The sequence below is a fragment of the Acidithiobacillus concretivorus genome (assembly GCF_018853445.1).
GTDB classification, from domain to species: Bacteria; Pseudomonadota; Gammaproteobacteria; order Acidithiobacillales; family Acidithiobacillaceae; genus Acidithiobacillus; species Acidithiobacillus concretivorus.
Genome location: NZ_JABELD010000143.1, coordinates 1 through 17,268, shown reverse-complemented (window position 1 = coordinate 17,268; position 17,268 = coordinate 1). Strand labels below are relative to the sequence as shown.

The window sequence follows — 17,268 nt, the reverse complement described above, 5'->3', positions numbered from 1 at the left end:
CAGGCTTGGGTGCGGATGCGCCAAGGCGAGATATCGACCGCAGCATTGCCCGCACCCGACTCATGGGCCTTCGGATCCGCACGCTGTACGGAAAAAACGCGAAAATACGCCTTTAATTTTCCCAAAAACATCCTGCGCCTGGGGTATTCTGTCCTCAGACATGAAATAAGGAGACCGCTATGCGTGCATATGTACCTCTATTGCGTTCTGTCCAGTGGGTCAAGGTGGCTTCAGAACAGGTAAATTGCGAAGCCCTGGATATCGATTACTGGATAAAGGGCCGGGATCAATTTGATCCCGCGTTCCTTTCTCCAAGACCCAAAATCCGGCCGCTCTGCTTCACACCCTTACTCTCCAGATTTTTAGGAGTCATCGAAGTTACCCAAGCGCGTGGGCCGCCCCCGAAAATATGCCAACGACCGTGAGCGCTGGAAAGCCGCCCAGAAAGCCTGCCGGGCAAGACGCAAGCAACAGAAAATGAAACACGCTGCCCTTTTTTCTTCGACTTCTCAGGAATGGTATACACCACCCGAACTGATTGAGGGGGTGCTCGCTGAAATAGGACGAAGGGAATTTGATTGCGACCCCGCCAGTCCCAGAACCGACGGGCCGATACCGGCCCGAACGCATTACACGCGGGAGGAAAATGGGTTATTGCAACCGTGGGTTGGCATCGTCTGGCTCAATCCCCCTTATGGCCGACAACTGGCCGCCTGGGCGCACAAAGCCATAGCGGAGATTCGGGCCAGGCGCGCAGAAATCATCTACCTGCTCGTGCCGTCCCGCACCGATACCTTGTGGTGGCATGATTTAATGGCAGCGGGGGCGACTGTCCAGTATTTAAAGGGAAGAATCCGTTTTTTGAGGAAAAATGGAGAAAGGGGGGATGCCAGCCCTTTCCCCTCGGTTTTGCTGCGTCTCCGTCAGCCCGCTTATAAGGATACAGATAAGGATACAGAGAGTGGGGCGCTCTTGGATGGCATTATGGCGGCAACCCCACAGCCATCAGAGTAAGGGCCTAGGCCGATGGGCTTCAGCGATTTGCTGTTTGGCGGCCAGCAGGGCGGGATCTTGGATGCCCACCCAATTCCAAATGTTGGCCAGAAAAAACAGGGTGAGAAAAATACCAGCCGTCGCAACGAGGAGGGCTATCACGCTCACGAAGGCCCATTCCTCCGTGTATGGATGGCTACGGTATTTTCGCCAGGCGAAGCCGGCCACCAACAGCGCAAGCCCGACAATGCCGAGCAGAACAAAGCCGGTCACGAGATGCTGGAGGGCATCGGTATAGGCGATTTGGGCAAGTTGTGCAGAAATATGCATGGTATGGTTTCCTTGTTTCAAAAAAGACAGCGGGTAGAGGCCGGTCAGGGGATTGGGCCGGATGGGGAATCCCCATCCGTTCCCGCTCTGCATCGCGGCTTACAGGGCTTCCACCAAAAACCGAGGAACCAGGCCACGATGTTGTTCGAGTGAACGCATGCGCATCTGGCATTCTTCAGCATCCCGGCTTTCCCAGAGAAAACGATATTTGCCGATGGTGGCAATCTGAAGCTCGTGCAGCATGAATCGGATAATGGCTTTATCGAGAAAGTCGAATAAGGCCCCACTGAGTTCCATTTCCGGGTCGGTACCCAGTTTTCCTAAAGGTCGTGCCAGTTGCGCGACCAGGATGAGGGTGCGGTCTTCATCCCAAAGCTCCAGGCTACCCGGCATCAGCTTCCAGGGGAGCTGTTGCAAAAACAGAGGGCATGCCACTGCAAAATCCAAGAGGCTATCCTGCCAGGGTTGCTGGTGGGAGATTCCCCAGAACTTTTTTTGGCCTTCCACTTTAATCTGAAGATCTGCTGTAGGAATCTTTAGGTAGAAAAAATCCTTATGGTGACTCACGGCAACACAGAGAGTGACGGATTGATTGGGACGGGGGATGAATCCAAAGAATGGCCAGGCACCCTGAGACACGCAATAACTACAGCCGTTTGCATCGCTGCACCATTGTTGAAAGTGCTTTTGCCGATACTGGTCCATGTGGGTTTCCTGCGCATACTCCTTTAAAAGGGTTTCATAGGGGACGGGTTGGTTTGTCTGTTGCATCGAGGTTTTCCTCAAATATCCGTGCGGTATGTGCACTTATTCAGATTACCACACGCAAATATGTGAATTTTTTACGACGAATGCTGACCATTTCCCGGAGGCGGTCATCAAGCAAACCACTTCTTCATAGTCTGTGTAAGGATGAGAAATACATTGGGGGAAACCTTGCCGCGTTTCGCCCGAAAGTCTCTACCCCGAAGCTATACCGGTTGTCAGCCCGAGCCCGTAGCCTCTGAGCATGCGCTCATACTATGTATTTTTGTGCACACGAAAGGTGGAATCCTCTCATGCGCTGTCATGCAGAATTATGCAAGCGCAAGGCTGAAAGTAAACGTGAAAGTAAACGTGAAACAAAAAAGGCACCTAGCAAGTTTCGCTAAGTGCCTGATTCTTTTGGCTCCCCGGGACAGGCTCGAACTGCCGACCTAGTGATTAACAGTCAGGTTTAATCCAATAAACGGCAACACGTCACAACGCGGTATATTAAAATAATCAAACCACTAGCCGCCCCGCTTTGTCATGGCGTGTTGTGCCGTTTGGGTGCCTTTTGTTAGTCATTCCCCCAAATATCCCCCTCGCCAAGCTGGCGCTGCATCCATCCAGACGTAAGCCGGTCGTTACGCAGTAACAGCGCCAGCAGATTAAGTGACTTGTCATATAACAGCATGTGCGTCGTTCTGGCGGCATCCAGTACCAACCAAAGAAAACCCCCTGCATCCGAAGATCAGGGGTTGCGGTTTCAGGGTCACATCTGATTACCGTTTTTGCATGTGTCACCATCTCGGTAAGCGCCACAAAACAATTACAGGCATCTTCCGGACCGCGACCCGCTGTTTACTTGGCGGATACTGTCAAGGTTTGCCCTGGCGAGATCACCACCAGGGCGGCAACAAGGGCTTATCCGAAGTTGTAGGCCAATCCAACCATGCCGCGCACCTCATTAATTGTGGCGGATGCGCTTACAGCCTCAAGAGGATAGTTGTAGGAAGTGTGATACCGATCATAGGACACACCAGCAAACGCGCTGAAATGCGGAGTGAAGGCATAGACACCCTTGGCTCCCAACTGCAGAACACCGGATGACGGCGGGTTAGTAACAGTCCCGCTCCCGTCAATGGTGTTTGCGCTCGCATTAGCATTTACGCCGGCAAGATAGCCAACATGCGCATCAACATCAAAAGGGCCTCCGGTATTGGTGACAAGCTCGACGCCGCCGCCCAGGGCATTGTTGCCATAGGTAGCATTACCGAAGCCATTAACCCCCAGCTTGAAGTCGGCATACTGATAGGCCAGGTAGGGACCGACCGCCACTACAGGCGTCACAGCAAACAGTTTGCCCAGTCTGGCGTTAAACTGCAGAGAGTGCCCATTCACAGAAGTAGAGCCGCTGGCGTTGTTGTTATTAACGGTTCCGGATCCTCCAGAGATTGCAGCACCGGCGGCATAGTTGAATCCCAGATGCACAAACCACAGGTCACTGTTCACGCCGTTTGCAAAGACGCCAACGCCACCAACAGTATTGCCTCCAGACGCGGAAGCGGAGCCGTTAGGATCTGAGGCGGAAACAGAGGAGGGTGTACCAACTACCTGGCCATAAATGCCAATCAGGTTTTGCGTCTGCCCGAATGAGCCGGTCATACTGGCGCCTATGGCATAGACCGGAAGTAGAGTAAGAGCGACGGCTACAGCTATTTTCTTCATTTTGAACTCCTTTGGTTAGATAAAGCAGCAAAGGGTTATTAGTCGATTTTCTAATTAATGCCACCCAAAGAAAAACCCCCAAGGCGGGGGTGCAACACCAAGGTTACGGCAAGGTTACAGCTCCATATCATCGCGGGATATTTGAACGACGATTGCCGTCTGCTGGTTCGTCTCCACCTTCTGAATGGGTTGGAAGCCCGCCCTGTCCAGAAGGGCACATGAGGCCAGTACACGGGCTTGTGCGCCCTTGGCGTCGGCCTGTCCTGCCGCGATTTCCGCCAGCGTTTGAATGGCGGGTGCAACGTGGTCACGAATCGCCGCGATCTGTTGCGCGTGCCATTCAGCCTGCAGCTCGCGCACGCGCGCGAGAATGTTTGGATTTGTCAGGAGGTAACTCCCTTGTGACCGTGCGCTTGCTGGCGAATAACCCGCAAGTGTTGCGGCACTGGAAGCGTTCCCTGTGCGGGAGTATTCAAGCGCGAAACGCTCTTGACGGGGTGGGAGTACGTCTAACACTTCGGTGAGTTCGTTCGTCATGGCTGACTCCTCTTGGGTAAGTGGGGCACTGGTAGCACCCCGTCAGTTTGCGTGCGCTGTAGGGCTTGTTTGGTGCCTTGCTTGCGGTGCGGTGGTGGGGCTGGATGGCGTGCAAGACGTTCTGCCGCCAGCTCAGCAGGGCTGCGGGTCAGCAGTCGCAACCAGACCGCCAGATATGCAGATGGTTTCATGGCGTCACCTCGAACGGCGTGCGGCCTAGTTCGTTATCGTCGTCGTCAAAAGCCACCAGCTCGGAAGTGCAAGCATCAAAAGAGATGCACACGGTCAGGCCGCCAGTGGTGGTCAGGTGGGCTTGCGTCAGATGCGGCAATGCCCGGAAAAATGGCACTGCTTTCTTCAATGCTGTTTTCGGGTTCCAGTCTTGGACAGTCATAGTTTGATCTCCTGCGGGTAAACCCATCCGTAAATGCGTGTGTTGATGGCTCTGCGCCCTTGCATGGTGATGGGCGCCATGTCGTCAAAGCCTGGAATATTATCTGATTCCGATCCGCCAAGAGGCGGTTCTGACTGGATTGCAAGGCGTTCGGCCGTTGCGTACTGATCGGGGCAGTCGGGTGACGCCAAGGGCGTTAGTGGCAGGAGTGGCGCGACAAACCCATTGTGCCCTATATTCTCCCCCCCTATATTTGTATTACATTTTCTCGCGCAATCTGCAGTGCAATGATGTTTCGCGCCACTCGCGCCACCTTCGCCACTCAGAACGTCGGCCCAGAACCCGTCTATTGGTGTCATAAGTCCCCCGCCAGTCTTTGGCGTATCCCAAAAAGGAACCGTTCTCCGCCCGTGCCTCTCCCTGCCTGAGCCAATCCCAAGCCTTCAATGCGGGTGGTGAATGACTTCCGGTTCACTAGTCGCTGAATGCCCGATTCAATAGCCCATTCCCGATAAAGACCGTACGCTTCGCCGCTCGCGATTCGTGAACCCGGTTCAATAATAAGCGTCTCATCTGCAAAGCTCGCCACCTGATCGGCATCACGCTTCCATGTGGACACGTCATCCGCACTGCTTGGCGGGGTGGTTAGGTACCCTCTGTTAAACGCCTGAGCGAGTGCCGCTAATGCGATGTTCAAAATGCCGGGGATTTCCGCCCTGAGTTTTTCGGATAGACGCACATCGCGCTTAGATTCTGGGAAAGTGTTTGGAAAGCCCAGGATCATAAAGCGCCTGAACAATGCCGGGGAAAAATCCCGCGTCGATGGTAGATGATTCGTGCCAAGCCAGACTTTGGCGATAGGCTTCATGACAAAAGGGTCGCGGTGCTTATGCTCAACCGTGCAGCTTTCGCCGCTGATAATGGCCTTAATCGCGCCATCTGGAAGCGTGGTGCCCTCTGGAAGCTCAGTCACGATATTCGCTAATTTTCCGTCCAGACTGGCCCGCTGAAACTTGTTATCAAACTCGGCGGGATTGATGCCCACTGCGTATTCGCCAAGCATGTCAGCCAGCAACCGGAGCATGACGCTTTTCCCATTCGCGCCAGAACCGACAAGCATGACGGCCCTCTCAAACTCGGTGGAAGCGGTCAAGGTCAGCCCTACCATTTCCATCAGGGCCAGCGTTCTTTCTTTGGCGTCTTCAGCTTCCGCGAATACCTCCTGAACGAATTGCGTAAATCGCGGGCACCGTGCATCTGGGTCAAAGGTGATCGGGAGCGATACCCGGCGGTAGTCCTCCAAGCTGTAAGGCTGCAGCTCCCATCCTTCGCCGTGTGGCTTCAGTACGCCATTTTGAACAGCAACATCACGCGGGTTGGATGCGTCCCACTTCACATCCTTGTAATGGACGGCGTGGGCCATTTTCTCGGTTCCGGTGATTCTGCTGGAATTGGCCGCAATACCGAACTGGCGGCACACGTCCTGAATACGCCGGTGTATCATTTCGGTCGGCACAACCTGCCAGATTCCCGCATCCTCTGAATAGGCCCAAAAGTCGCCGCGATTACTGATAAACTTGGCACGTTCGCCAATATATCCAGCCAGTTCCGTATGATCTGGAGTCGAGTCTTTTTCTGCGGGTTTTGCCGTTGGCAATGGAATAACGCTCATCACGCACCCCCTTGTGCAACCAGAAAGTCATTCCAGTCTTGGCCGGGTGCCTCAGGTATCAGCACCAGCCCGCCAATGGCCCTAGCTGCCGCCTCAGCGCATCGGACACCTACCGGATCATAGTCACCACATAAAACGATTTCACGCTCAGGGAAACGCGATCTGGACACTTCCGCGACTGGCTTCATGTTATGTGCATCCACAGCAGCAACAACCTCGGCGTCGGGGTCCATCATCGCCAGTGAACAGCTTGTAGCGTAACCCTCGCAAATCAGCAGCCTGCCGTGTGGATTCCCTCCAGCGTAGATATGCAGTCCGCGCTTCCGGCCACCTTTCAGCATCCGCTTGGTGCCATCGGGATAAATCGTCTGCAGGCTCCAGATTTTTCTGTCCCAGTCCTGCAGAGCCAGCACCAGCGAGTTCCCGCGCTGCTTGGCGTTCATCGGCTCGATGCGTTTGCGTGCGGTGTATGGTGTCCCTGTTGCCTCTGGAAGCCCTCTGTATTGCGCTGTAGCGATCTCAGAGACGCGCTCGTGCTCTTGGGCCTGTTCCTGTTCACGCTGGCGCTGGATGGCATGTATGCGATCCCTGTCGGCTTCGGTGGCAGTGGTTGCGTCGCCACTGATCCAGTGGTGTGACGCGCCCGTTTTCCAAGAGCCAAAAATGCCAGCAGGACGGCCATCGGAAAACCCGCGCCAGTAGCCATTGCGTGAACCGGGTGCGTCGCCTTCAACGTGGTAGCGAATCATGCCAGGCGAGTCAAAAATGATTGTGCTGGGCTTGCTGGGTGCCAGGCCGCAAGCACCCATGTCCGCAAGCACTTCGCTAATAATGTCGCTCATCCCATCACCTCCGCGATTTCCGCCAAGGCTTCAGCGATCAACGCATGATCATCTTCAGTCAGAGCAGCACCGTGAACTGCGCGGCTGGCGGTCCATAAATGGGTTATGGCACGTCTGCCCTTGATGCTGGTAGAATAGCTCTCGACGATGTTGTGCTGTGCCGCCGGGGTGCCCGCCCCGGTTTTTTTGTGGGCGGCGTTCATGCAGCACCTCGATTGCTGCCAATGTGCCGGGCGTTGCCAGCCTTCAGCCACGCAAGAAATGCGGTATCGTCAATCAAGATGCGAGCGCCAAAACGAACGATGGCACCCGACTGCTCAAGTTCTGGGCCTTGGTGAAAAAACAAATGACGCAAGCCGCCTTGAGTAAATGCCGGGCGGCGCTTGGTGTAATCCTTTACCGTGTAAAGCTCAGTTGTGGAGTTTTCTACTTCGGGTTGCATGGTAACGTCCTCATTAGTGCGGCGTTGTTGCCGCGTTAAGGACGTTATAAATTGTTGTGTTTTATATGATAATTGCTATGCTTGCAGCGCAGTTGCTGTGCTAGCAGAGCACCCCCACCCTTATTTGCTTTTGGACGGGGTGAGCCATCCCTTTATTGCTTCGTAAGCGTCTGTTTCATCGTTCCATTTGAACGGCCGCCCTTTCTCATTGTTCAAGGCGAAGGCGTAGGCTTTCAGTTCCTTTGCTATTTTGCCGTTGCCGTGTGTGGGGTGCGCCTCTTTGTAGGCTCGGCACCTGCTTAAAACAGGCTCCTTCACGGCATCGGTGGCCTTGTGCTTCCCTGCTGCCCGCAGCGCACCCGCCACACTTGGAAGCAACCCCAAAAGCTCGCCCTGATAACTGCCCTCGATGGCCTCCAATAGCCCAGATATAAACGCCCCCGATTCTTCGCCTTCTGCAATCTCTGGGTTGATTGCCAGCGCCCGCAGGCCCTCCACCAGCGCCGCGATGCCGTTATGGTTCCGTGCCATCGCAGCGTAGTCATCATGCAGGGATTGGTATTCTCCCCCCTTTGGCGGAGTGCCTATCATGAGGCTGCCTTCATGCCGCCACTCTACGGGCTGGGCGGGGACTTCAAGGGGTATCCGTTCGCCCTTGGTTGCCTCGCACTCTTGGCCTATGGTGCGCGGCTCTGCAATGGGAAAACCCTTGAACTGGCCCGCGTTCTGGTCCCGCGTCCATTTTCGCATGTGCTCATTGAACGCTTTTTGCGTGGCGACCATCTTCGCAGGGGAAACCTTGCGGCCAATCATCGCGCACCCCCTAGCTTGTCATCAAGCTTGCTTCCGAGTTCCGCCAAATGTTCAGGGGCAAGGTGGCTATACCGCTTCGTCATCTGCAAGGTGCGATGCCCTAGCAACGCGGCCACGGCAACAAGGGACACGCCTTGCTGCACTAAGTAGCTGGCGGCTGAATGCCTCAGATCGTGAAAGTGAAAGTTCTCGATCTCGGCGGCGGCAAGTGCTTCTGTCCACGGTCGGCGCAGATCAATCGGCGTTTGCGGGTGCCTGTGGCTGGGAAAGATCAGCGGCGTATCCAATCGGCGCACCCTGCCCGCCAAAAGGGATATACATTGCTCAGGAACAGGCAATGTCCGCATATCCCCATTCTTTGTCTTGGTCAGAAGTATCTGCCTCTTTTTCAGATCCACTTGCTGCCAGGTGAGGCCAAGCAATTCACCTGCACGCGCTCCGGTGCCTAACGCCAGCAGGACTACAAGATTCAGATCAGGGTGATGCTTTACGGCATCTAATAGACGGGGCAGTTCGTCATCATCCAGGTATCTGACACGCGCGTTGTCGATCTTCACGCGCGTTACTCGGTCGGTCTGTAATGTACCTATCCAGCCCCATTTACGCGCCATTTTCAGGACGTGGGTCACGGCGATGCGGTAATGGTTGATCGTGCTGGCGGTGCGGGTTTTGCCGTTACGGATTGGCTCCTCTGACAGCGCCTTTAGATGTTCGTTAATGATCTCGGGAGTAACACCAGAAAGACGCAAGCGGCCCAGCTTAGCGGTCCACCATTCAACATTTCTCGCCCGGGTGTCTGGGCTGCTCAAAGTCGGCAAATGCTCAGCCATGTACCTTTCGGCGGCCTCGCTGAATGTGTGCCTTTGGGCTGCACGCTCTGGGAAGTGCTCACCCTCGATCATGGCGACTTCCTGCTTCTTCGCCCACGCCTCGGCGTCGGTCTTGCGCTTGAATGTCTTGGATAGGATAGGCGCACCCTTGCGCTTGATCTGGGCGCGGTAGGTGACTCCGGTCTTGCCTTCGCGTTTCTCAATATAAGCCATACTTACGCCCTCCAGGTGGTGAGGGCTGGCGCTGAGTACGATATACTTGCTGCATCCATTGGCGGGCCTCCTAGCGGTTTGCCGTGGTAGGGCTGGGCAGATGCTTCAACATCTCTCAGCCTGTTTTGTATTGTGCCGCAATCCACGATAAAGAACAACACCCGATATATAATCACGTCACCTAACAATGCAACATTATGATTTATTTGTACTTGATTCTCGATAATCCGCCATTTGGGGGATATTTTGGGGATCACGGTCTAAAACATGGGCGTTTTTGGGTGAAGTAGCGATTATCTGTAGTGTTGCAGATTGCGGGGGAGTGCTGGCAGTGATTCCCCCAAATATCCCCCACAGGCATAAAAAAAGCACCTAGGCTATAACCTAGATGCTTGTTTCTTTTGGCTCCCCGGGACAGGCTCGAACTGCCGACCTAGTGATTAACAGTCACCCGCTCTACCGACTGAGCTACCGGGGAAAAGTGGGCGTATCCTAGCCTTCCCTTTGCTTCGCGTCAAGAACTGCGGGGCATTTTTTAGGATGATGTTTCGACACCGCTTCACGGTCGGAGTATTTCGCGATAGACTGCCCCACGCAATAATTTAACGTCCTGACCCCCTGCCCATCCAATCATTCGGTGAACCCAGCCATGATGTTCCTGAAACGCCTGCCAACCGTACAAGAACCGCGATTGTACATGGCACTGGAACGCACGTATCTAGGTTACTTTAAGCTACTGTTTGTATCGATCGGAACAGGATTGGTTTCAGCACGTCTAGCCGTACTCTTTCTGGCATTACATTACGCAAAACTAGGCCATTTTTTTACCGAGCTTTTCAATGTACTGACCTGGCCCGCCATTGCTCTGGTTTTTGTGGTAGGCTTGAATTTTATGTTTGATCTGCAACATATTGAAAAAGGACCCCCCGTGGCAGCAAAAGAGATTATTGATCCGCGTATTTATATGGCCGCCGAACGTACTTTTCTGGCATGGGTACGAACGGGTATTGGTCTGATTGCTTTTGGCTTTGTCATCGAAAAGTTTGATTTTTTTCTGGAACAACTTTCTATCATGCTCCACACCAAGCTGGTCATGGGAGAAGGGTTCTCAGGAATGGGCATTATATTTATTGTCCTTGGAATCACCAACCTGATGATTGGTGGTATCAATTTCATTCGTACAGTCAAGAAGGTAGATGAAGGCTGCTACCATGTCCATAAATTCCTATACGGTCTCTATGGCGTTATTTTATTTGGTATTACTGTCGCACTTGCGGTCATGATTATTCGGGTATCCCTGTAAAATCAGGAAAGCGGAATCAATGCATCCTGATAAGCCCAATAGCAGGCATGAAAGGGATATTTTTCGGATCCCTTACGACCATTTCGCCATACCGGCAATCCGCTTTCTACCAGTAATTCCAGACAACTACATACCCGCTGATCATAGGCAGATGCCGGAATACCGGCATGCCCTCCCCAGGCGATAATCACTCCCGAACTTGCTGCAAGCGTTGTTTTGATGACCTCGTCATTCTGCGGGCCGACTACATGCGCAGCGCCTTTTTCACGCAACACTTTCCCCACTTCTTTACTGTCTGTACCTCTGAGCGCAAACACATTCAAAATGTGGACCCCCCCACTTTCCGGGAAATTGCGCCATACATATTCCGAGGCCGTGCGTACGGTTTTATCTGCGGAGAGCTCGCTGGCACTGGAGGGATTTTTGAGAAAAACCGTCATCATAGCGCCTTTACGCTCACGAAATGGCAAGCTCAATCCATACCGCCAGGTACGGCACGGTGAAAAATCTGCCTGAATAGCGGCCATGTCCACGGCTGGCGCATGTTGTACGGTTCGCCCGATTCTCAAGGTGCCGGAGGATAGGTTCTTCGTCATGTTTTAGATTTCCGTATTCATTGCCTATGAATTATCAACAATATCAGCAGGTGGGACCACCAGACCAGTAGTATCCATCGCTATCAAAGCTCAGTGCATCCTGATCAGCAAAAGCACAACCTGACCGCAGCCCAGACCACAGCATAGCACTGCAACAGTCCGTTGCAACGATTCAACACCATAAAATTCATATTTAACAATTAGATAAAAAAATTAATTGTTGCAGTGATTTTTAGAGATTTTTATAAAAACCATATTTTACATGGGCTTAATATTTGGCACAGTTTCTGCTAATAGACAAATACTTTGGGCGTTGCTTAAGCGCATAAAATCTGCAAGGAACCTGTCTATGAAAATAAACACCTGGCGTTGTGCATTAGTTTGCGGCCCTCTCCTTTTGGGCATGGGTTTTGGCACGGCCCTGGCGGCCGCGCCGAGCCTTGTGACGGTGCAAGCGGCTCCCGGCATTGGTCCCATGTTGGGGGGCCGAGTTATCCCGGCGTTTACGGTCACCCTGCGTGCCCAGTTGCCTGGCCGGGTCAAATTTGTGGCCGGTGAAGCCGGAATGCCTATTGCACCGGGTCAACCTTTGGTGGCTTTGGATGACGATCAGCTGCTTGCCCAGAAAGCCCAGGCCATTGCTGCCTATCAGGCTGATGAAGTCGCCCTGCATAACGGTTATTCCCAGTACGGATATCAGCTTTACAGCTATGATCCCCCCTCCTTCATGAACCCCTTCACCTGGATGGGCCAAGGCTTCAAGGCCATGATGGGCAACAGCCAGAACCCCTGGGCCACCTATCAATCCAATCTGGAAAATCGGAAAGCTACTGCTCTGAAGGCGCAAACCCAGCTGGAGGCTTCGGCCTGGAGAATCCGCCAGATTGAGGCCGAGATGAACAACTCGGTTTCTCTGGCCCCCTTTCAGGGCGTAGTCCTCGTAAAAGAAGTTAATCCGGGTGATATTGTGCAGCCCGGTCAGCCGCTCATGGTACTGGGCAGCGGTGGACCCAAGCAATTACTGGTCAAAGTGCCGGAAAGTCTGGCTACCCATCTGAATCCCGGACAATCCCTGCCCGTCCACCTGGGAGATAACGCAGGCATGGTGAGCGGCAGGGTCGTTCATGTCGCCCCCCAGGCCAATCCCCAAACCCATACGGTGGCCGTCAAGGTCAGTCTGCCTCGCAATGCCGCCATTCGCGTTGGGGCGTATGCGACCATCAGCCTGCCCAGTTACGGTAGTTCTGCCCAGGATGAACCAGCCATTCCCCGTAGCGCCCTCATTCCCGGGACCGCTTTGCCCTCGGTGCTGGTGGATCATCACGGAGTGACTGAAATGCATGTGCTGCGTCTGGGTGGACCCTTGCCGGACGGGCAGATTCAGGTGCTGGCCGGACTGCGCGCTGGTCAGATCATTGTCAATGATCCACCCGCCGGAATCGGGTCTGGTTATCAACTCCAGACCAGTGCGACGTCCGGGGAGTAATCAACATGCATAACGGTTGCCAAACACCCGAGCCGGAAAACCCGCAAACCAAGCCGTCACGCAGTCTGGGCGTAGCAGGGTCTATCGCGAAGATTTTTGTCAGTTCGCCATTGGCTCCATTGTTACTCATTGTGTTGATTGCCGCAGGCATACTCGGCCTGATTTCCACGCCCAGAGCTTCCAATCCGCAAATATCCGTACCGATGATTGATATTTTTGTGGGTTATCCCGGTCACTCGCCTGCCGAAGTATCGCGCATGGTCAGCGATCCTCTAGAACGCATGATGAGCGAATTGCCCGGAGTGCGGCATGTTTATTCGGTGTCGAATCGCGGCGAATCCATGGTCACTGTGCGCTTTCAGGTGGGCAGACGGATGGGTCCCTCCCTGGTAGAGGTCTACAACAAACTCGCCGCCAACATGAATCGCATTCCACCGGGAGCCAGTCATCCTCTGGTCCGTGCCAAAGGGATCAATAGCGTACCCTTCATGACATTTACGCTCTGGTCCCGCGAGGTCGGTCCCGCCACCCTCAACGAAATTGCCCGCACCGCTTTGCAACATCTCAAGCAGGTGCCCCAAACCGGAGAGAGTTTTATTGTCCACGGCCCTCAGGAAGCACTGACCGTCGATATTCATCCGGGCCGCCTGGCTGCGTATGGCATCACCCCGCAGCAGGTCGCGCAAACCATTGAGGCCTCCAATGCCCAGACCGAAACCGGGCAAACCGATGTGCAAAATATGCAGATGCGCGTTGTCACCGGACAGTTTTTGCGCACTCCGGCAGAAGTGCGCAATTTAGTGGTCGGGGTATATGACGGAGAACCGGTATATTTGTTTCAGGTGGCGCAGGTCCGGCTTGGCCCCAGCGATCCCCATAGTCTGGTGACTTATTACCAGAAGGCCGGCAAAAATCAGCCCGAAGTGGATGGCGCTCCGGCGGTCACCATTGCCCTGGCCAAAATTGCCGGCAGTAACGGCGTGACGGTCGCCCGTGCCCTCATCCAGAAAATGCACAGCCTGGAAGGGACGGTCATTCCCGGTAATGTGCATGTCCGCATCACCCGCGATAACGGCAAAAAAGCCAATGCCAAGGTCGATTCCCTGCTCTTTAAGCTTTTTGTAGCCACCGCAGCGGTCACCCTGCTGATTCTGCTGGCCCTGGGATGGCGGGCGGCCGCTGTCGTCGTCATCACCATCCCGCTGATTTTGCTGATTACCGTATTCTCGGCCTGGTTATTGGGTATCACCATTAATCGGGTCAGTCTGTTCGGATTGATTTTCTCCATCGGTATTCTCGTCGACGACTCCATCGTGATTGTCGAGAACGTATATCGCCGCTGGCTGCAAGAAGGGACGACGTCCACCGAAACCCTCATTGATGCCGTGCGCGAAGTGGGTAATCCCACCATTCTGGCAACTTTTACGGTCATTGCCGCCTTGCTGCCCATGGGTTTTGTGGGCGGGATGATGGGTCCTTACATGGCGCCCATTCCCGTATTGGGTTCCGTGGCCATGCTCTTCTCCCTGTTTACCGCCTTTGCCCTGGCGCCCTGGTTGATGCTGCGTTTCAAACCCAGCCTGAAATCCCTGGAACGCATGCACAAAAGCGAACACCGACAAGCTACCTGGTTGCGCAAATTTTTCCGGAACACCCTGATTCCTCTGATTCGCCGCAAATTTTATGGTCGCCTGTTTCTGGGTGGCATTGTGGTCGCCTTTTTTGCCAGTCTGGCGCTGTTTCTGGTGGAGTGGGTGCCTTTCACCATGCTGCCCCATGGTAATTCCAGTGCCTTTAACGTCGTCATTAACATGCCGGCAGGTACCGCCATGCCGGTGACCGCCAATGTAACTGCCGAGGTGGTACAGCGTTTACAGGGGATGAAGGATGTCCAGGCGCTGCAAAGTTATGTGGGCACGCCGGAACCTTATGATTTCAATGGCATGGTGCGGCATTACTACCTGCGCAACCAGCCCTGGCAGGCTATGATTCATGTGCAGTTGCTCGGCAAAGCCGAACGCAGCGCCTCCAGTTCCGAACTCGCCGTCGTCGCACGGCGGCTGATTACGCCCATCGCGGCGCAACACCAGGCCCATATTGTCGTCGTGCAAAGTCCGCCGGGGCCACCGGTTTTGGCACCCGTTGTGGCAGAAGTTTATGGTCCTTCTGCAGCCATCCGCGACGCGGTCACCCGGCAGGTGACGGCAGAATTTGCCCGGGCCAAAAACCTCACCGAGGTCGATAACACCCTGGAAGCGCCTCATGACTACTGGCATTTTCATCTGAATACCATCAAGGCGGGCATGGCCGGTGTACGTCCCAGCGCCCTCAACGAAACCCTGGCCATGACTCTTGGTAATTACAAGCTGGGTAACTTTACCCCCTACGGTCAGAATCTTGCGGTACCCGCCGTGCTGCAGGCGCCTCTGGCCCTGCGCAGTAATGTTTATAGTCTGGCGGCACTTCCCATACCCTCCGTCAGTTATGGCGCCGTCCCTCTTTATACACTGGGGCATTTTGATCGCGAGAGAGCGGAACAACCCATCTACCAGCAGGATCTCAAGCCTGTTGAATATGTGACGGCAGGCTGCAAGGGACGTCTGGACGCCCCGCTGTACGGCATGCTGGAAGTCGAAGATGCCCTGTCCGCTTATCTGACCCCCGATGGACACCCGCTGGGCATCGACTGGATCAGCGTTCCTAGCGGTAATCATGCCACAATCAAGTGGGGTGGTGCCTGGACCGTGACCTATAAGACCTTCCGCGATATGGGCATTGCCTTTGCCGTGGCGATTATCCTCATCTATATGCTGGTGGTCTGGGAATTCGGGAATTTTGTCATCCCCGCCATTATCATGGTACCTATTCCCCTGACTCTGATCGGGATTTTACCTGGTCACTGGCTGTTTGGGGCGAGCTTTACGGCCACTTCCATGATCGGCTTCATTGCTCTGGCCGGCATCATCGTGCGTAATTCCATTTTGCTGGTGGATTACTCTCAGCAAAGAGTGGCCGAAGGCATGCCGGTCATGGATGCCCTGATTGAAGCCTGCGCGACCCGTACCCGGCCCATTGTGATTACGGCGCTGGCACTCATGCTCGGTTCGGCAGAAATCATCACCTCCCCGATTTTCCGGGGAATGGGTATTTCCCTGCTCTTCGGGGTCATGATTTCGACCATCCTTACCCTGCTGGTCATTCCTTTGGGTTGTGTCAGCGGTCGTGCTGCTTTCTGCCCGGCAGGGATGGATCTGGGCGATGCGCAACCCCATAATCCGCAGCCTTTCCCGTTTGCTCCCACACATTTGCAGGTTTCTTTGGCGCCTCGGGACAGACTGGCCCAAAGTGATCTTCAGGCGGCAGCAGCGACTCAAGACGCCGCCACGAAAGAGACCGGTCCCTTACGCATGACCCTGGACATGATCGGACAGGATATTCGCGCATTTTTCCAGGCCATCACCAAAATCCTGATGGCTTTGCTTGGACAACTTTGGGCCTGGCTGATGAAGCGCCCGGCCGCCAACAACAAACCTGAAGGGCCGGATGGAACAGCGCAAGGACCGGTAAATCCCAACGCCGCGACCGCAGAAAGTGCCAGCAGCTCGGTCAACGACCCCGACAGCAAGCAAAGCAACCCCGTCGCAACCACAAACGCTGAAACCACTGCGCCACCTTCACCCCACGCCAAAGCGCGTGGCATTCATTTACGGTCATCCGGTTCCAAACCGAAAAAGGAGGATTAATCCCATGACAAGGCACACAACCCTTTCACGCCTTAGCCACAAGCACCTGTTCTGGCTGGGGGTGGCGGTCTGTACGGCATTGGGCCTGCAAGCCCAGGCCCTGGCGTCCGTAGACACGCCCTACTCCAGCCCATATTCGGGAATGCCAGGTCCTGGCATGGCCAATAGCGCAACGTCTTCCAGCTGGTCGGAGACCGGTCCAGATCAAGCATTGCCAGCGCCAATGCCAGCAGACTCCACCTATGCCGAGTGGCATGGATATGCGCCACACCATACATCCAGCTATCCCTACGAGACCAACGGCTGGCCTGCACCAACTGAAAATATAGCCAGCGCCCGGAACAACGCAGAACAACAAGCCCCCCAGAGCACGCCACCCGTTCCAGGCTGGAGCAACCATGAAACGCCCATGCCCACAGCCACATTCAACGAAGTAGCGGACTGGGTTCCCCCACCTCCGGGCCCCTACCCCAATGGGCCGCACGAAGGTGCCCTGGATACAGCACCTCCAGCCTCTTCTCCAATGGCGGCACCGCCACAGGGATATGCACCCCAGCAAGGATACGCACCCCAATATACCCCAGGGCCAGCTTATGGCGGGC

Annotated in this window: 18 protein-coding genes and 1 tRNA gene; 5 read left to right on the top strand and 14 right to left on the bottom strand. The window is 54.7% G+C overall.

Going from position 1 to position 17,268, the window contains the following annotated elements:
* The first annotated feature begins 477 nt into the window (after positions 1–477).
* Entirely contained in the window at positions 478–1,014 is a 537-nt protein-coding gene (locus HJG40_RS13930; RefSeq protein ID WP_215864753.1) for a DNA N-6-adenine-methyltransferase, read from the top strand.
* Here the strand turns inward: HJG40_RS13930 and HJG40_RS13925 are convergent.
* The 13 genes from HJG40_RS13925 to HJG40_RS13865 all read right to left on the bottom strand — a co-directional run bounded on the left by HJG40_RS13925 (position 1,006) and on the right by HJG40_RS13865 (position 10,016).
* Positions 1,006–1,323, bottom strand: a complete 318-nt coding sequence (locus HJG40_RS13925; RefSeq protein ID WP_215864752.1) for a hypothetical protein — start codon at positions 1,321–1,323, stop codon at positions 1,006–1,008. The genes HJG40_RS13930 and HJG40_RS13925 overlap by 9 nt on opposite strands.
* Before the next feature lie 99 nt (positions 1,324–1,422).
* On the bottom strand, positions 1,423–2,094 hold the full coding sequence (locus HJG40_RS13920; protein WP_215864751.1) for a hypothetical protein: 672 nt from the start codon (positions 2,092–2,094) through the stop codon (positions 1,423–1,425).
* Between the two features lie 897 nt (positions 2,095–2,991).
* Entirely contained in the window at positions 2,992–3,795 is an 804-nt protein-coding gene (locus HJG40_RS13915) for a hypothetical protein (protein ID WP_215864750.1), read from the bottom strand.
* A 114-nt stretch (positions 3,796–3,909) separates the two neighbouring features.
* Positions 3,910–4,332, bottom strand: coding sequence for a terminase small subunit (locus HJG40_RS13910; RefSeq protein ID WP_215864749.1), 423 nt, complete (start codon positions 4,330–4,332; stop codon positions 3,910–3,912).
* On the bottom strand, positions 4,329–4,523 hold the full coding sequence (locus HJG40_RS13905) for a hypothetical protein (protein WP_215864748.1): 195 nt from the start codon (positions 4,521–4,523) through the stop codon (positions 4,329–4,331). The genes HJG40_RS13910 and HJG40_RS13905 overlap by 4 nt, the downstream gene beginning before the upstream one ends.
* The gene (locus HJG40_RS13900; protein ID WP_215864747.1) at positions 4,520–4,726 is read right to left on the bottom strand and encodes a hypothetical protein; all 207 of its coding nucleotides are present in this window, start codon (positions 4,724–4,726) and stop codon (positions 4,520–4,522) included. Before HJG40_RS13900 ends, HJG40_RS13905 begins: the two co-directional genes overlap by 4 nt.
* Positions 4,727–5,081: 355 nt before the next feature.
* Positions 5,082–6,398: a DNA primase family protein gene (locus tag HJG40_RS13895; protein WP_215864746.1), complete on the bottom strand. Its 1,317-nt coding sequence runs from the start codon at positions 6,396–6,398 to the stop codon at positions 5,082–5,084.
* A complete protein-coding gene (locus HJG40_RS13890; protein WP_215864745.1) occupies positions 6,398–7,240 on the bottom strand; it encodes a toprim domain-containing protein in 843 nt (280 codons plus the stop codon). The genes HJG40_RS13895 and HJG40_RS13890 overlap by 1 nt, the downstream gene beginning before the upstream one ends.
* The gene (locus HJG40_RS13885; protein WP_215864744.1) at positions 7,237–7,443 is read right to left on the bottom strand and encodes a hypothetical protein; all 207 of its coding nucleotides are present in this window, start codon (positions 7,441–7,443) and stop codon (positions 7,237–7,239) included. Before HJG40_RS13885 ends, HJG40_RS13890 begins: the two co-directional genes overlap by 4 nt.
* Positions 7,440–7,682: a hypothetical protein gene (locus HJG40_RS13880; protein WP_215864743.1), complete on the bottom strand. Its 243-nt coding sequence runs from the start codon at positions 7,680–7,682 to the stop codon at positions 7,440–7,442. The genes HJG40_RS13885 and HJG40_RS13880 overlap by 4 nt, the downstream gene beginning before the upstream one ends.
* Positions 7,683–7,802: 120 nt before the next feature.
* Positions 7,803–8,495 carry a hypothetical protein gene (locus tag HJG40_RS13875; RefSeq protein ID WP_215864742.1) on the bottom strand — a complete coding sequence of 231 codons (693 nt, stop codon included), beginning with the start codon at positions 8,493–8,495 and terminating at the stop codon, positions 7,803–7,805.
* Entirely contained in the window at positions 8,492–9,538 is a 1,047-nt protein-coding gene (locus tag HJG40_RS13870; protein ID WP_215864741.1) for a tyrosine-type recombinase/integrase, read from the bottom strand. The genes HJG40_RS13875 and HJG40_RS13870 overlap by 4 nt, the downstream gene beginning before the upstream one ends.
* A 402-nt stretch (positions 9,539–9,940) precedes the next feature.
* Positions 9,941–10,016 (bottom strand) — tRNA-Asn (locus HJG40_RS13865).
* A gap of 171 nt (positions 10,017–10,187) precedes the next feature.
* Here HJG40_RS13865 and HJG40_RS13860 point away from each other — a divergent pair.
* A complete protein-coding gene (locus tag HJG40_RS13860) occupies positions 10,188–10,841 on the top strand; it encodes a YidH family protein (protein WP_010638524.1) in 654 nt (217 codons plus the stop codon).
* A 2-nt stretch (positions 10,842–10,843) separates the two neighbouring features.
* Here the strand turns inward: HJG40_RS13860 and HJG40_RS13855 are convergent, their stop codons facing one another.
* Positions 10,844–11,437 (bottom strand): DUF1643 domain-containing protein, encoded by a 594-nt coding sequence (locus tag HJG40_RS13855; protein WP_226857471.1) that lies wholly within the window; start codon positions 11,435–11,437, stop codon positions 10,844–10,846.
* Between the two features lie 349 nt (positions 11,438–11,786).
* Here HJG40_RS13855 and HJG40_RS13850 point away from each other — a divergent pair, with 349 nt between their 5' ends.
* The 3 genes from HJG40_RS13850 to HJG40_RS13840 all read left to right on the top strand — a co-directional run.
* Positions 11,787–12,923 carry an efflux RND transporter periplasmic adaptor subunit gene (locus HJG40_RS13850; protein WP_215864740.1) on the top strand — a complete coding sequence of 379 codons (1,137 nt, stop codon included), beginning with the start codon at positions 11,787–11,789 and terminating at the stop codon, positions 12,921–12,923.
* A 5-nt stretch (positions 12,924–12,928) separates the two neighbouring features.
* On the top strand, positions 12,929–16,666 hold the full coding sequence (locus tag HJG40_RS13845) for an efflux RND transporter permease subunit (RefSeq protein WP_215864739.1): 3,738 nt from the start codon (positions 12,929–12,931) through the stop codon (positions 16,664–16,666).
* Between the two features lie 4 nt (positions 16,667–16,670).
* A partial coding sequence (locus HJG40_RS13840) for a hypothetical protein (protein WP_215864738.1) occupies positions 16,671–17,268 on the top strand: 598 nt, incomplete at its 3' end.